This window comes from Bowmanella dokdonensis, from assembly GCF_017254865.1.
Taxonomy (GTDB): Bacteria; Pseudomonadota; Gammaproteobacteria; order Enterobacterales; family Alteromonadaceae; genus Bowmanella; species Bowmanella dokdonensis.
This window is the reverse complement of the sequence record NZ_JAFKCV010000008.1, coordinates 147,182-162,991: the sequence shown is the minus strand read 5'-3', so window position 1 is coordinate 162,991 and position 15,810 is coordinate 147,182. Positions and strand designations below refer to the sequence as shown.

The 15,810-nt window shown below is 52.0% G+C and carries 13 protein-coding genes and 1 CRISPR repeat array; all 13 genes read left to right on the top strand.

Features of this window, described 5'->3' with window-relative positions:
- Positions 1 to 105: 105 nt before the first annotated feature.
- Positions 106 to 972, top strand: coding sequence for a helix-turn-helix transcriptional regulator (locus tag J0A66_RS14775; RefSeq protein WP_206574607.1), 867 nt, complete (start codon positions 106 to 108; stop codon positions 970 to 972).
- Positions 973 to 1,121: 149 nt separating this feature from the next.
- Positions 1,122 to 1,496 (top strand): hypothetical protein, encoded by a 375-nt coding sequence (locus J0A66_RS14770; RefSeq protein WP_206574606.1) that lies wholly within the window; start codon positions 1,122 to 1,124, stop codon positions 1,494 to 1,496.
- Positions 1,497 to 1,514: 18 nt separating this feature from the next.
- Complete coding sequence (locus J0A66_RS14765; protein ID WP_206574605.1) at positions 1,515 to 2,552, top strand: hypothetical protein; 1,038 nt, start codon at positions 1,515 to 1,517, stop codon at positions 2,550 to 2,552.
- A complete protein-coding gene (cas3, locus tag J0A66_RS14760) occupies positions 2,545 to 5,295 on the top strand; it encodes a CRISPR-associated helicase Cas3' (protein ID WP_206574604.1) in 2,751 nt (916 codons plus the stop codon). The genes J0A66_RS14765 and cas3 overlap by 8 nt, the downstream gene beginning before the upstream one ends.
- Before the next feature lie 557 nt (positions 5,296 to 5,852).
- Positions 5,853 to 7,460, top strand: a complete 1,608-nt coding sequence (gene casA / locus J0A66_RS14755) for a type I-E CRISPR-associated protein Cse1/CasA (RefSeq protein ID WP_206574603.1) — start codon at positions 5,853 to 5,855, stop codon at positions 7,458 to 7,460.
- On the top strand, positions 7,457 to 8,059 hold the full coding sequence (gene casB, locus J0A66_RS14750; protein ID WP_206574602.1) for a type I-E CRISPR-associated protein Cse2/CasB: 603 nt from the start codon (positions 7,457 to 7,459) through the stop codon (positions 8,057 to 8,059). Before casA ends, casB begins: the two co-directional genes overlap by 4 nt.
- A gap of 17 nt (positions 8,060 to 8,076) precedes the next feature.
- Positions 8,077 to 9,111, top strand: coding sequence for a type I-E CRISPR-associated protein Cas7/Cse4/CasC (gene cas7e, locus J0A66_RS14745; protein ID WP_206574601.1), 1,035 nt, complete (start codon positions 8,077 to 8,079; stop codon positions 9,109 to 9,111).
- Positions 9,112 to 9,121: 10 nt separating this feature from the next.
- Positions 9,122 to 9,853, top strand: a complete 732-nt coding sequence (cas5e, locus tag J0A66_RS14740) for a type I-E CRISPR-associated protein Cas5/CasD (protein WP_206574600.1) — start codon at positions 9,122 to 9,124, stop codon at positions 9,851 to 9,853.
- A gap of 3 nt (positions 9,854 to 9,856) precedes the next feature.
- Positions 9,857 to 10,531 carry a type I-E CRISPR-associated protein Cas6/Cse3/CasE gene (gene cas6e, locus J0A66_RS14735; RefSeq protein WP_206574599.1) on the top strand — a complete coding sequence of 225 codons (675 nt, stop codon included), beginning with the start codon at positions 9,857 to 9,859 and terminating at the stop codon, positions 10,529 to 10,531.
- Positions 10,532 to 10,556: 25 nt separating this feature from the next.
- The gene (locus J0A66_RS14730) at positions 10,557 to 11,384 is read left to right on the top strand and encodes a KilA-N domain-containing protein (RefSeq protein WP_206574598.1); all 828 of its coding nucleotides are present in this window, start codon (positions 10,557 to 10,559) and stop codon (positions 11,382 to 11,384) included.
- Positions 11,385 to 11,400: 16 nt separating this feature from the next.
- Positions 11,401 to 12,321 (top strand): type I-E CRISPR-associated endonuclease Cas1e, encoded by a 921-nt coding sequence (gene cas1e, locus J0A66_RS14725; protein ID WP_206574597.1) that lies wholly within the window; start codon positions 11,401 to 11,403, stop codon positions 12,319 to 12,321.
- The gene (cas2e, locus tag J0A66_RS14720; RefSeq protein WP_206574596.1) at positions 12,321 to 12,620 is read left to right on the top strand and encodes a type I-E CRISPR-associated endoribonuclease Cas2e; all 300 of its coding nucleotides are present in this window, start codon (positions 12,321 to 12,323) and stop codon (positions 12,618 to 12,620) included. The genes cas1e and cas2e overlap by 1 nt, the downstream gene beginning before the upstream one ends.
- Positions 12,621 to 12,710: 90 nt before the next feature.
- Positions 12,711 to 14,691: direct repeats of the CRISPR family, unit length 29 nt; unit sequence GTGTTCCCCGCAGTCGCGGGGATGAACCG.
- 380 nt (positions 14,692 to 15,071) lie between these two features.
- Positions 15,072 to 15,797 (top strand): SEC-C metal-binding domain-containing protein, encoded by a 726-nt coding sequence (locus J0A66_RS14715; RefSeq protein WP_206574595.1) that lies wholly within the window; start codon positions 15,072 to 15,074, stop codon positions 15,795 to 15,797.
- Positions 15,798 to 15,810 lie beyond the last annotated feature (13 nt).

The following is a 15,810-nucleotide window of genomic DNA, read 5'->3' as shown; positions in this document are numbered from 1 at the left end:
AGAAGAAAATGTTCAGCTCTTGTGCGAGGTTAGCAGGAGAAGGGGCACTAAATAAAAAACTGCTCCCAAGAGGCAGGGGCAAAAAAATAATAAAAGGATGTACGAATGTCATACCAGACCATTCGGGAAGAAAATCCGGATCCGCACCTTTGGCTGATTGAGCTGCTGCTGCACTGGCAAGGCGGTTTTAACAGCCGGGATCTATGCCGGTACTTCGCTGTCAGCCGTCAACAGGCGGCCAAATATATCCAGCGCTACAAGGCATTGCACCCCTCCAACCTGACGTATTGTTCACATCTCAAGCTGTTTGTACCCTGTGCAGACTTTGTGTCCCGGTTTATCAGCGGCGATGTCAGCGAATATCTGGATTGGCTGAACCTGGGCAGCAAGCCCGAGCACTGCACGTTGGGGCAGTCGAACGACGTCAGTCTCACCAACGCCAGTCTCAGCCTGCCCCGGCGTCAAGTCTCGCCGGTTATCATGCAGGCCCTGGTAGCAGCTATCCGCAGTAGGCAAAGGCTCGAAATAGGCTATGTGTCTTTCGCGACGCCACAGGACCAGGGGCGCGTTATTCAGCCTCATACCTTTGTTAAAACCGGGCTGCGCTGGCACTTGCGTGCATATTGTGAAAAGTCAGCAGATTTCAGGGACTTTGTCCTCAGCCGCTTTCGTGGCGAACCCGCGCTCTCTGGTCCCGCCACCCATCTCCCCGGGCAGGATCAGGGCTGGCACACCCAGGTGCAACTGGTATTCGAGCCCGACCCCAGGCTAAGCCCGGCCCAGCGGCAGATTATTGAGCAGGATTACCAGATGCAGCATGGTCAGTTACGGCTAACCACCCGCGCCGCGCTGGCTCAATATCTGCTCCAGGAAATGCAGGTCAGTACAAAATTCCTGGCCGGCAGCGGCGAAGCCCAGCAATTGGTACTGGTAAACAAAGACGACATCAAACCCTGGCTGTTTGACAGTTGATGTACCTGGCGCATTTACCTGCTAGCCCGGATATAGCGAAGCGGAAACCGGGGTCTTGGAACAAAAAGATCCAACCTGGCAATTAGAGCTGCAGGACTCAGCCGGACCAAACCTGTTAACAAAGTTGCCTGGTTTTATTTCAGGGGTTGTTGACGGTGTTGAATGAGACAAAACTGGCAATGGGCAGAAAGGGGAAACGTCATGCTGAACTCGGTTCAGCATCTTTCACCAGTACCAGCATTATCAGAGAGAGTGCGAATTTGGCCACCAGACAGGGTGACAAATGGGTATACCAGCGCAAACCGCGTAAGTGCCCCGAGTGCGGCTCTAACAAAATAGCCGACATCCTCTACGGGCTGGTGAACTACTCCGGCGCACAGCAGGACCATGCGGCAGGAAAAATCGCCATTGGTGGTTGTGATGTGATGGATGCTTGGGAAGGTAATTTGGAACGGACCTGGAGCTGTGCCGTCTGTGGAGTGGATTTGTTTCGCAAGGGGCGGAGTCCTTGGGGCGGAGAATAATGACATGGTGGGAAGAGTATGAAGGCAGAACAGATTCAGGCTGCAGCCCGCAAAGCTTTGATTAGTGCTGAGCCTCTTTACTATTCCTGGCCGCCGGAGCGGCAGGAACAGTTGCGCGCAAGCATGGAAGGGAAACTCCAGCAAAAGGTCGACAGGGTATTGTTGCAGGAATTGTTTGGCATCGACCGTCCGACAGAAATGGTCGAAGACATCTGCAAGGGGCTATCCACCGCCAATAAAAACAGTCTGAACTGGGCCAGACTGCTTACCTGCGGAATTGGCCGTGATTGGCTGTTTCTCAATGAGCTGATGACAGAAGGTACCAGCTTGCTGGATTTCGATACACTCTATGACTACGACTACCAGGATTACCTGTATCAGCAAGAGTTTAAAAAGGCACAGTTTCCGGATTATCAGGGCCAAAACTATTACCCGATGCAACATCCTCTTTGGCTAAGGCTGCTGATACACGAGCAGTTTTATTACGCCACTTTGAGTTCATTGGCCGGTTATCTGGTGGATCAGATAGAAGACAAGAGTGACGATTGGATCCAGCGCCTGATCCCCCACGAGTATGTGGATGGTAAAGACCAGGGCAAGCAGCAAGCTGACGGTTTTTTGCTGGACTTTCAAGTCCGTGCCAATGGTCTGGAAAAACATCTGGAAGAACTCAAACAGCGCTGGTGGCAATACACCCAACGGCGCTGGCTGGAACTGAGCCGGCAATTCTGCGATACCCCCGCCGCAGTTCACTGCAAGGATAGGCACGAAAAAGACGAACAACACAGGCAGTTTATCTTCACTAACCAGCGCACTCTTCAAGCCTTACGTTGGGGACATTTTCTGACTGACTGCAAAGCCATCCAAGCCGATCTTTCTACTGTTATCGAACTGGAAAATCAGGAATTAACTAAAGCCGAAAGATGGCTGAAGGACACCCACCAGGACATTATGGATAACTTCGATCCCAAGGTGGTTAAGCTTAAGAAAAAAATGAAGATAGTCGTAGCGCCCGGGGCTTTGGATGGGCTGATGGGGGAGGATGGGGATGAATAAGGCTATGGTGCCAGACGTAATTTTCCGTTACTGGGGAAAGGCTAACTCATCAGCCGAGGAAGGACCACAATACCATCTTCTTCCGTATCATTGTTTGGATGTGGCGGCAGTAGGCCATCGTCTCTTATCTGACGGCAGTAAGCTTGCGCAAGATATCGCAGAGTTCTTGGAGATAGAGATCGGGCAACTGCAACAGATGTTTGTGTTTGCCTTATTACTCCATGATCTGGGGAAATTTGCAGCCGCCTTCCAATGTCTCAAACATTTCCCCGATTCACATCTTATCAGCTATGACAAGAGGCCTGTGTATGATGCAAAACACGGCCGGCACGATATGCTGGGAGCGGTGTTGCTGTTTCAGTTGCTGGAACAGGAACTGCTTGATTTTGAGATCGACTTGGGACTCTGTGACGACGAAGAAAGTGAAGACTTCCTTTTCCTGCTGTTAGACGTTTCCATGGGGCACCATGGCAAGCCAATTAAACGCAATACCGACAGAGTTGAGCAGAAACGTCTGTTTGACTGTTACTGCGCTCAACAAGATCTTGAGGCCGCATCCGCTTTTATCCGGCAGGCTGCCGGACTGTGCCCCGTCAAATGGCCACAAAGCAGGGTATATGAAAAACCTTGGCTGGAAAGGTTCAAACAAGTTAGCTGGCAGTTGGCCGGTATGGCGGTTCTGGCGGACTGGCTAGGGTCAGACAGCAGCATATTTTCGTATGAGCACAGCCTTATTCCGTTGGTTGATTATTGGCCTGTGGCATTGCAAAGAGCCAATGAGGCACTTGCTAAAACGGAGCTGTTTAGACCGCTTCACATCAAGGGGTTTGAATCAATAGAGAGGCAATTTGGCTTTAACCCTTCACCGCTACAGCAATGGGCCGAGTCGGTAGAAATAGATGGCCCAGGCCAGTTGTTTATTCTCGAAGACGTTACCGGAGCAGGGAAGACGGAAGCGGCACTGGCGCTTACTCAGAGAATCATGGCTAAGGGGCATGCAGACGGCTTTTATTTTGGCTTACCCACCATGGCCACATCCAACGCTATGTACAGGCGAATCGCCAGTTATTATCGCAAGATATATAACTGCGATGATGGCACAGTGCCTAGTCTGGTTCTGGCGCATGGGGCCAGTAAGATGGATGAGGAATATCAAGCCAGTATCATTGAGCCGGATTTAATACCTAATAACCAGGATGACGATTATGCCAGCAAAGATGAATCCACCAGCAGTTTCTGCAATCGATGGCTGGCGGACTCACGTAAAAAGGCCCTGCTGGCGCCTGTGGGAGTGGGCACTATTGACCAGGCGCTGTTGGCTATTTTACCCAGAAAACACCAAGTGTTACGCCTGCTGGGGCTGTATCGCAAGGTACTGATCTTTGATGAAGTGCATAGTGCCGACAGCTATATGCTGGAACTACTAGATGATCTGCTGCAAGTGCACCTTCGCCAAGGCGGCAGTGCCATTCTGTTAAGTGCCACCCTGTCTATGCAACAGCGCGCCTTACTGTGCCAAAGCTGGCAAAAGGCCGCACACATTATTAGCCCAAAGAAACCGGAAAAGTATGACTTTCCATTGACCACTCAGGTATCTGCCAACGGTGTCTTCAATGAAGTGGAAATGGACAGTAGGCACGAAGTCAGTCGTGAGCTAGCAGTTGAGTTTATTCACAGTGAACATATGTGCCTTGAAATGCTGGTTAAGGCCGCGCAAAACCAAGAATGCGCCGTTTGGGTGCGAAACTCGGTAAAGGATGCATTGCGCGCCTACGAGGCGCTGGTTAAAAAAACAGGCAGCGACCAGGATATCTTGTTGTTCCACAGCCGCTTTGTACTCGGAGACAGGAAACAGACAGAAGACAAGGTGCTGCGCATTTTTGGGAAAGGCTCCACTTTTAATGACAGGGCGGGGAAAGTCCTAATCTGCACTCAGGTATTCCAGGAAAGTCTCGATGCTGACGCCGATTTAATGATCAGCGATATCTGCCCAATAGACGATCTGATCCAGCGTGCCGGCCGCTTGCACCGCCACACCCGAAACCAACACAGAGAGTACCAATCCGGTATAAAGGATCAGAGGAGTGCACCACACCTGTTTTTACATTGCCCTGAATGGGACGACAAGCCATCAACTGATTGGTTGTCCCGCCAGTTTCGAGACACCGAGGCGGTTTACCGCTCTCCTGGGAAATTATGGCTTGGTATGCAAATTCTTCGGCAACTCGGGGCCATACGTATGCCACAACAAGCCCGGCAACTAATTGAGGCAGTCTATGGTCCAGATGCTGCCGATCGGGTCCCCGACAGTCTGGCGGATAAGCACTTGCTGGCCATCTGCAAAGACAAACAAATGAAGGCAGCCGCTAGTCAACAGCAGATCTGTTGGGAGAAGGGTTACAACCAGGCCAGCGCACCTTATTGGTTTGACGACAGTATTGAAATCAGCACCCGCTTCAGTGATTTGGAGTATGTGGAGGTCTTGGTGCTCAAGTTAAGTGAGGAAGGCAGGCTACTTCCCATATTCCCAGATGCCAAGCACCCGGTAGCCTTAAGTACAGTTAAATTGGAAAAGCGCAAAACGGCGGATTGCCTGGCTGGTATTCCCGAGCATCTGGAAAAGCCACTAACCGACTTACAACAAAGATTTCCCGCCATTAAATTTTTGCAATGTTGGTTGCCGGAACTGGATAACCAGTTTTCTTATTGTGAATACAAAGGGGTGGTTCGCTTGACAGGTTAAATTGAAAGACATCCAGATTGCAGAGCAACAGGATGTCTTTCCTACCCCGTTTATACGGGGAACATTTGTGATTCGCCACGTTAGATAACTACTAGAGTGGTTCAGCCCGGAAGTTCGGGAACGGGAATCGACAATAGTCTATCAGTTATGAGTTAGTTTGAAATGATTAAAGATATGGTTTAGAAAACTATTAGAGCTTTTTCTTTTTGTTGATTTAGATCTCTTCCAGGGCTAGGATGATACTTGCTGGTTAAATGGTAGGCGATGGGGGCTGCCGCCCCGCATACACCTTTGCGTAGCAACAATGATGGTATGCGTAATCAGCTAGCAGTTCAAACATTGCTAGAGCCAAATGCTCTCTAGTTTGGAATATGTGGAGAAGACAGATGTCTAGCACTAACGATCCTGATGAAGATTACGAGGTAATCTTCAGACGGTTTTCCAATGGTAGGGATGCCTTCAAGTATGGGCTAAAAGCTTGGCCCATTAGAGTAAAAAGACGTAAGTAACGTTCAAGGGGAGCTTCTCCCCTTTTATTTCGCACATTCGGAGGTGTTATGAATTTACTGCAAGATCCCTGGTTGCCTATGAAAACCAAGGTAGGGAAAGTGGCAATCCTACCTGTCAGTCACTTGGCCGACCCCGACATAGTCGATTTTGCTCTGCCCAGGGCAGATTTTCAGGGCGCGGCTTACCAGTTTGTCATCGGCTTGCTGCAGACCTTGATGGCCCCAGAGGATAGGCAACAGTGGCGGCAGTATTGGCAGTCGCCTCCTTCTGTTGAGAAGCTTCAACTGACCCTTAACCAAGCCGCCCACGCCTTCCAGTTGTTTTATCCGGATGGCCAACAAGGCCCGCTCTTTATGCAGGATTTCGAAGAGTTGAATGTTGAACCAACGGCGGTGTCGTCATTGCTGATTGAAGCGCCAGGCGGTAATACCCTCAAGCTCAATACAGATCATTTTATCAAGCGAGGCAGTGCTGATTCCCTGTCTCCCGGCATGGCGGCCATGGCGCTCTTTACCCTGCAAATCAACGCCCCCTCTGGGGGGCAAGGGCACAGAACCGGTTTGCGCGGCGGCGGCCCGTTGACCACCCTGATTCTTCCAGAATCGGATGAGGCCAGCCTGTGGCAAAAGCTCTGGTTAAATGTTATCAGCCGCGAGGTGTTCAGTTATCCTCTGCCTGATCTGCATAGTGCTGCTGTGTTTCCCTGGCTGGCAAAAACCAGAACCAGCGAGAAAAAAGGCAGCGAAGTCTATATGCAGGATAAGGATGTGCATCCTTTACAGATGTATTGGCCCATGCCCAGACGGATTCGCCTGCTGGTGGCGCAACAATCTGCCCTTTGCCAGTTATCAGGTCAACAGACTGACTATTGTGTCAATCACTACCTTACCCAAAATTTTGGGGTCAACTATTCAGGTACCTGGGCGCACCCACTGACGCCCTATCGCTTTAATCCAAAGAAGCCGGAAGAGGCGCACTTTACCGTCAAAGGGCAGCCGGGCGGTATCGGTTATCGCCAATGGCACACTTTGATTTTTGAGGTCGAAGAAGACGGTTACCTGCCTGCCAAAGTGATTGCAGTATTCGGGCAAATGCACGGCCGGCGTGAAAAAGAGCGCTACCGGTTATGGGCATTTGGCTTCGATATGGACAACATGAAAGCCAGAGGCTGGTATTCGGTGCAATTTCCCCTGTTCGATCTTGAGGTCAAGGTAAAAGATGCCTTTCTGGCCGCTGTGAAAATCTTTATTGAGTTGGCCACGGAAGCCAACTCCATGCTCAGAAGCCAAATCAAGGCAGCCTGGTTTGAACGGCCCAAGGAGGCGAAAGGCGATGTCAGCCAGTTTGAGAAGCAGTTCTGGCAGAGCACAGAAGCAGCCTTTTTTCAGGTGGTTGGGTCATTGCTTGAGGATTTGCATTCCGAAAGCGGTGAGATATCTACCAAAACAGCCCAGTTCTGGCTAGGCAATATTCAGCGACAATCGCTGGGGATTTTCGATCAGGTGGTAATGACTTCCCTGCAAAGTGATCGCAGTACCAAGCGCAAGATTGAAGCCAGAATGTTTCTTTCCGGCTGGCTGTACAAAGGCAAGGCGATTAAGAACTTCAAGACCCTATATCAAATTCCCGAAACAACCAAGGAGCAGGCGGCATGAGCGACAAACCCATCTATGCCAGTCATTCCCTGTTGCGGCAACAGGCAACCAGGCTGGCGCTGTTAAATTGGTGGGAGGCCTTAAGCCTGTCACCAGAAGAATTGAAGCGCAAAAAAAGGCAGGCGGCACCGAGTCGCTGGCGGGCGGAATTAAGGCGTTGCAATTCACCGGATGCACTCCTGCTCACGGAGGGATTTAGAGCCCTGTGGCAAGCGCTTCCCGAACCAGTGCGAAGCAATGCTTCGGATCACCATGTCTTGGCCTGGGCCTGTATTGTCGGTGCATTGGCCTACGTGGAGTCGCAGTCTGATACTTCATTTGCAACTTCGCTTGGCCAGATTAAGGACAATTCGGATAAGTCTGTGGTCAGTGAGCTTAGATTTCAGGCTTTGCAACAAGCCAAAGACCCCGACGAGCTATATCGCCGGGTCAGAAGATTGGTTAAACAAATCAAAGGTAAAGTAAGCGTGCTGTCTCTGGCAGACGATATTCTTTGTTGGTTTGACGAACATCATTATCCCCGCCCTACCAGCGCCAGCAACAAACTAGCCGTACGCTGGGCGATGGACTACTACAAAGCTTCCAGCACAACTCGTTAATAATTAAGGAAAATACCATGAGCAAATTTATTCAACTTCACCTGTTGACTTCATATCCGCCTTCCAACCTAAACAGGGACGATCTTGGTCGGCCGAAAACTGCCCGCATGGGCGGTTCTGAGCGGCTTCGCGTGAGTTCACAGAGCCTGAAACGTAATTGGCGGGTATCGGATCTGTTTGAGTCTGCCTTATCGGATGCTATAGGAACCCGCACCAAGAAACTTGGCCCCGTTGTGGCGCAAAAGCTAATGGCCAAGGAAGTCGATGAGAAAAAAGCCAATGAATGGGCGGCCATGATTGCGGCACAATTTGGCAAGTTGAAAAAGGACTCCCTGGAAATTGAGCAGTTGGCGCATGTCAGCCAGGCTGAACAAGAGGGTATTGACCAATTGATTGATCTCTTGGCGGTAGAAAATCGTGCGCCGCAAGACAACGAACTGAATTTGCTGCGAGCCAATACCAATGCTGCGGATATTGCCCTGTTTGGCCGAATGTTGGCGTCCAGCCCTGAGTTTAACGTGGAAGCCGCTTGTCAGGTCGCCCATGCCATCAGTGTGCATAGCGTGGCAGTGGAAGACGACTACTTTACCGCGGTGGATGATCTGAATGTGGATGAAGACGAAACCGGTGCAAGCCATATAGGTGAAGCCGGGTTTGCCGCTGCGTTGTTTTACAGCTATTTGTGCATTGACAAGGAACTGCTGGTGGAAAACTTGGCAGGCAACCTGGATTTGGCAAACCGTGCGATCGCCGCCTTGACAGAAGCAGCGGTAAAAGTATCGCCAAAAGGAAAGCAAAACAGCTTTGCCTCTCGAGCCTATGCCTCCTATGTTCTGGTGGAAAAAGGTGATCAGCAACCCCGTTCACTTTCTGTTGCTTTCTTGCAACCTGTATTTGGAGAGGACCAGGCATCTGAAGCCATTGCCAGGCTGGAAAAACAGGTGGAGAACTTTGACAAAGTGTATGGCGCTTGTGCAGAGACCCGTCAGCATATTAATGCCGTAACGGGCGAGGGCAGTTTTAGTGACCTCATCCGCTTTATTGCCGATTGAGATGAAAGCCATGGAATATCTATTGTTCAGGCTTTACGGGCCAATGGCTAGTTGGGGCGACCCGGCGGTGGGCAGTGATCGTCCGACTGCGCTCAGGCCATCAAGGTCTGCCTTGTTGGGGCTGGTTGCGGCAGCATTGGGAATTCGTCGTGAAGAGCAGAGCTTACATGACAAACTGGCTGCCAGTGTGACCTTCGCCGTAAAACAATATTCAGCAGGCGTGCTGCTGCGGGATTTTCATACCGCACAGGTGCCGTCTCAGGATAAGAAAACCATTCGCAGAACCCGAAAAGACGAATTGCAGACAGGCAGGCTCAATACCGTCTTGTCTATCCGTGATTACCGCTGCGAAGGGTTATGGGTGATTGCCATTGAGCTTACCGAAGACGCTGGCTGGGATATTAGGCAACTCAAAGAAGCGTTGCTTAAACCCAAATTCACTTTATATCTGGGGCGAAAGTCTTGTCCCCTGGCTGCTCCGCTTTCACCCAAAATAGTTACAAGCGACTGTCTGCGCAGCGCGTTGGATACCGAGTTTGAGCCAATCCTGAAGGATAGCGATGCAGATCGAGTCTGGCTACCTAAATCAGACCGGGTGACTTACTACTGGCAAGGGCGAAAAGAAGCGACCAATTTGACTGGTGTGAGTAGTGACAAAGTCTGGGACGATCCTGTGCATCGACAGCGCTGGCAATTTAGCAGCCGGACTGAACATAGCGCCAGTAAACACAGGGAGGAGTGACAGATGTTTTTATCCAAAGTGACGCTTAATAACAGTTCGCTGGCGAAACAGGAGTTAATAAAATTACTGGATAAAGGGGCTTATGCCAGTCATCAATTACTGTGGAAGCTGTTTGCCGATACGGCTGAGCAACAGCGGCCATTTATCTTCAGGGAAGAAATCAATCATGGGGTACCAACGTTTTATGTACTTTCCCGAGTAGCGCCTCTGAATAAACCTGAAATATTCGTCCAGCACGTTAAGCCTTTCTCGCCAAAGCTGGTGGCGGGGAGCCGGCTGGCGTTTCAGCTTCGGGCCAACCCGACTATCAATATCAACGACGGCAGCAAGAACGGCAAGAACCATGACGTCCTGATGCATGCCAAGACTAAGCTCAAAAAATCTGGCATCCAGGATGTTGAGCAGATTAAATTAGGCCAGGAAGCTGCTGCCAGAGACTGGTTGCAGGATGAAAAAAGGCTCAATTCACTGGGAATTGAGCTGGAAGCGGTTCCGGACATTGTCAGTTATCAACAGCACCTATCTTATAAGCGCCAAGGAAAGATTCGCTTTTCTACTGTGGATTATCAGGGAGTACTGAAAGTTGTGCAGCCAGATCGCTTTGTCACCAAAATTGCTGAAGGTATCGGCAGAGCCAAGGCATTCGGCTGCGGTTTGATGTTAATGCGGCGGGTATAACCAGCCAATTTCACGGAGGATACCAATGGCTGCAAAATTAGAAGTACTGGAGCAGCAAATAGCGACTGATACCAGGGAAGGGATTGAGTACATCAATATCACTGATATTGCCAAGTATAAAAACTCAAGCCGCTCCGATGACTTGATTAGGAATTGGTTGCGAAACCGTAACACCATTGAATTCCTCGGAATTTGGGAACAACTCAACAACCCGCTTTTTAAACCCGTCGAATTCGACGGGTTTAAAAAGCAAGCGGGGCTGAATAGCTTCACCCTCACCCCGAAGCAGTGGATTGAAAAAACCGCCGCCATAGGCCTGATCTCCAAAGCCGGGCGCTATGGCGGTACCTACGCGCAAAAAGACATTGCCTTCGAGTTTGCCAGTTGGATCTCTGTGGAGTTTAAACTCTATCTGATCAAAGAATTCCAACGCCTCAAGGAGCAGGAATTTCAGCAGTTGGGTTGGGATATCCGGCGCAATCTGGCCAAAGTCAATTATCTGATCCATACCGATGCCGTCAAGGAAAATCTGATCCCGGACGCCCTCAGCCCAACTCAAATCAGTTATGTCTATGCCGATGAAGCCGACCTGTTGAATATGGCGCTGTTTGGCGTCACGGCCAGGCAGTGGCGTGATGCAAACCCTGAATTGAAGGGCAATATGCGGGATCATGCGAATGTCCATCAACTCGTGTGCCTGGCGAATCTGGAAAGCATGAATGCTCATTTTATTCAGGAAGGACTGAGTCAGTCGGAACGGTTACAGAAACTGAATCAACTGGCGATCCGCCAGATGCAGATATTGACACGCCACGAGCAAACGGCGCTGTCAGCGTCGGCTTCACCGCAATAGCATCAGGAGACAAGGAATGTCCTTTATTCCCCTCAAGCCCATTCCCATTAAGGACCGCGTTTCCATGGTGTTTGTCTACTATGGCCGCATTGATGTGCGGGATGGTGCCTTTGTGGTGATCGACGAGGTGAATGGCGAGCGCAAGCATATTCCGGTGGGTTCGGTTACTTGCATCATGCTGGAGCCCGGCACCCGGGTTTCTCATGCCGCCATTAAACTGGCTGCCCAGGTCGGTACGCTGCTGGTGTGGGTAGGAGAGGCCGGAGTGCGGCTGTATGCCGCTGGTCAGCCAGGCGGCGCCCGTAGCGACAAGTTATTGTATCAGGCCAGGTTGGCCCTGGATGAAGAGCTGCGTTTAAAGGTAGTACGCAAGATGTTTGAACTAAGGTTTGGCGAACCGGCGCCAGCTCGCCGTTCCGTCGATCAACTTCGCGGGATAGAGGGCGCCCGGGTAAGAGCGACTTATAGCCTGCTGGCCAAACAATACGGGGTGACCTGGAACGGCCGCCGGTATGATCCCAAGGATTGGGACAAAGGCGATGTGGTGAATCAGTGTATCAGTGCAGCTACTTCGTGTCTGTATGGGGTAACGGAAGCGGCTATATTGGCAGCCGGTTATGCGCCAGCTATCGGCTTTATTCATACCGGTAAGCCCCTGTCTTTTGTTTACGACATTGCCGACATCATCAAATTTGACTCTGTGGTGCCAAAAGCTTTTGAGATAGCCAAGCGCAATCCCAAACAGCCGGATCGGGAGGTACGTATTGCCTGCCGGGATATCTTCCGCAGTGACAAACTGCTGGGAAAACTTATTCCATTAATTGAAGAAGTTCTGTCTGCAGGTGAAATTACCCCACCTAAGCCCCCAGAAGACGCCCAACCTCCCGCCATTCCTGAGCCTGAATCAATGGGTGATGCAGGCCATAGGAGTAGATAATGGCCATGCTTACTGTGGTGACTGAAAACGTTCCCCCCAGGCTGCGCGGCCGCTTGGCCGTGTGGTTGCTGGAAGTCAGGGCAGGAGTCTATGTAGGGGATGTATCCAGGAAAATTCGGGAAATGATCTGGTATCAGGTCACCGAGCTAGCTGATGAGGGGAATGTGGTGATGGTCTGGGCTACCAATACCGAGTCCGGCTTTGATTTCCAGACCATTGGTGAAAACCGCCGTATCCCGGTTGAGTATGATGGTTTACGACTGGTCTCATTTCTCCCACCTAAGCAAGCTGAAGACTAAGCTCTTTAACAAACCGGAAAATTACGCAAAATAGCTGGTAGATTTTTAAAGCACAAAAAAGTGTTTTAGAATCAATCGTCTCCATTTGGAGTGTTCCCCGCAGTCGCGGGGATGAACCGTCATACAGCTCGAAACTGACCCGGTTCTCCTTGTGTTCCCCGCAGTCGCGGGGATGAACCGTAGCAAGGGATATTCCTCCAGCAATGCCAGTAGTGTTCCCCGCAGTCGCGGGGATGAACCGAATCGGACCGAAGAACCGTAGCCGCTGAAATGGTGTTCCCCGCAGTCGCGGGGATGAACCGTCAATAGTTCGATACATTAGCAGTACTCCACGGTGTTCCCCGCAGTCGCGGGGATGAACCGTTTAACCTTCTGCCGAGTTTTTCCAATGTATCGTGTTCCCCGCAGTCGCGGGGATGAACCGTTGGCGTGGTGAACCCAGCGCTTGCCGCCATCGTGTTCCCCGCAGTCGCGGGGATGAACCGAAATCGCAGAACAGATCCGCACCGGGGAATGGGTGTTCCCCGCAGTCGCGGGGATGAACCGATGCTCTATCATGAGCGCTGTACCCATATTGCGTGTTCCCCGCAGTCGCGGGGATGAACCGGTTTCCTTGGCGGCCTCTTCAATGACGGCCTGGTGTTCCCCGCAGTCGCGGGGATGAACCGTTGGTGTTAGTCATCGTCAATTTCCTAATTTGGTGTTCCCCGCAGTCGCGGGGATGAACCGAACATGATATCGAATGGCGCGTACAGCGGAGCGTGTTCCCCGCAGTCGCGGGGATGAACCGTAGACGCCCTGCTTCAGAAATTTCCAAGCTCTGTGTTCCCCGCAGTCGCGGGGATGAACCGTCGCTATCGCTCTTCAATCCGGCAAGTTGGTTGTGTTCCCCGCAGTCGCGGGGATGAACCGTGATTTGGTTCAATTTATTCATGGTCAATTACGTGTTCCCCGCAGTCGCGGGGATGAACCGAAAGACCTACTGGCTCTGTATCGCATCGCCTGGTGTTCCCCGCAGTCGCGGGGATGAACCGGGGCTGTAAAACGTCTCAAGAGACTATTTGCGGTGTTCCCCGCAGTCGCGGGGATGAACCGTCGATAGCCTTACTGATATCACCGCGACCAGCGTGTTCCCCGCAGTCGCGGGGATGAACCGTAAATACAGGCGTTACAGCCAAATAAAACGCCGTGTTCCCCGCAGTCGCGGGGATGAACCGGGAAGGGGAAAGGGAAGACGCGTGAACTCGGTGTGTTCCCCGCAGTCGCGGGGATGAACCGCTTCATGGCCCTACCAAACCAGACAGTCAAAAGTGTTCCCCGCAGTCGCGGGGATGAACCGCCTCTTTGAAACCATCAACAATGAATTGGATAGTGTTCCCCGCAGTCGCGGGGATGAACCGTTAATCAAATCTCCGGTAAATGGGGCGTCATTGTGTTCCCCGCAGTCGCGGGGATGAACCGCGACTTGCGTTCTTGCTCTTCCTCGCCGTGCTGTGTTCCCCGCAGTCGCGGGGATGAACCGGTGTCATGCAAAACTCTGATGTGTTGTATCTGGTGTTCCCCGCAGTCGCGGGGATGAACCGAATGGAAGGCTGGCGAGGACTTGTCTCTCACTGTGTTCCCCGCAGTCGCGGGGATGAACCGATATTCTTCCGGCTGCTGGCCAGTGACCAAGTGTGTTCCCCGCAGTCGCGGGGATGAACCGGGATGTCGGTACCGGCGGCAAGGTCAGGGTGTGTGTTCCCCGCAGTCGCGGGGATGAACCGTCGGGCAGCAGATCAAAGCCGCCTACGGCCTCGTGTTCCCCGCAGTCGCGGGGATGAACCGCCCCTATCCTGGTTCTTCGGCCACGATGTACTGTGTTCCCCGCAGTCGCGGGGATGAACCGCAACTCTTTTATGTCACCTATAATGCCTTTGTGTGTTCCCCGCAGCCGCGGGGATGAACCGAAATGGTGGGGACTGAGCAAGTCAACCAGCACGTGTTCCCCGCAGCTGCGGGGATAAACCGTGCTGGAGGCCGCTATCAATGAGGAATCTCTGGTGTTCCCCGTACCCACGGGGATGAACCGAAATCCCAGGGGCGCACGACTTCCACAGCGGGGTGTTCCCCGCAGCCGCGGGATGAACCGGTCTGTTTGTGCATACCGGCAGAACCGGCAAAGTGTTCCCCGCAGCCCGGGATGAACCGACGGCTTCCAGTTTGGCCTGGATCTCTTCGCCGTGTTCCCCGCAGTCGCGGGGATGAACCGAACTCATTGCTTGTACCGGCGTGATTGTCGCGGTGTTCCTCCAGTAGCGGGTATTGAAACAATGAGGAAAGGGGGCAGAACATTCTGACTAGGGGGTTGCCTCAGGACGGGGTCGATCCAACGGCTCTTCTTTTTCAGAGACATGCATTAATCAATACTCGGCGCTACACTGCGGTTTACTTTTTCCGAGAGACCTGATTATGCACCACGAGTTCAATTACGCCAGGCTTGCTGCCTGCTATAACACCCCGATGATTGCGGACAGTATTCGCAGTGCTGATTGTCTGTTGGGCATCTTGACCTCGGTCGCCTCGGCTCCGGCCCTGTTAACGCCCGAGGATTGGCTTGAGCTGATTTTCCGGGACGATATTGATGAGAACGAATTGCCGGATAACCCCTCAGAAGAGTTTGATGTGCTGGTGCAGGAACTGATCCACTGGTGGTTTTACTGCATGTCTTGCTTCAAGGAGGGGAAGTTCTCCCTGCCAGGGCACCTGGCGTTCGATGAAAACGGCACTGTACCGCAGGCTCTGAAAGAGTTTGCCGAAGGTTACGTGATCGCCTGCGAATGGTCGGATGATCTATGGGATGCGGTCGTCACCGACAAGGACAGCATGGAAAGCGGTCTTCGCATGGCAGCACTGACGGCGATGGCACAGTGCGTAAAAGAGGAACTGCGAAAGAAAGCTGGCATGCCTGACCTGGTTGCCAGGATGGTCTCGGCGCAAACAGAGGATCAGGGTTCAGATTCAGCATTAACCCTGGAGACCCTGTTGTACTCCGTCGGTAACGTGGGCATGGCATTGGGCCAGGACAGTGATGAAACCCCGGAACCTTATATCAACCCGAATCGGGATGTGGGGCGCAATGATCCCTGCCCATGCGGCAGCGGCAAGAAGTTCAAAAAGTGCTGCATGCATGTCTGACGGCTGCCCCTGG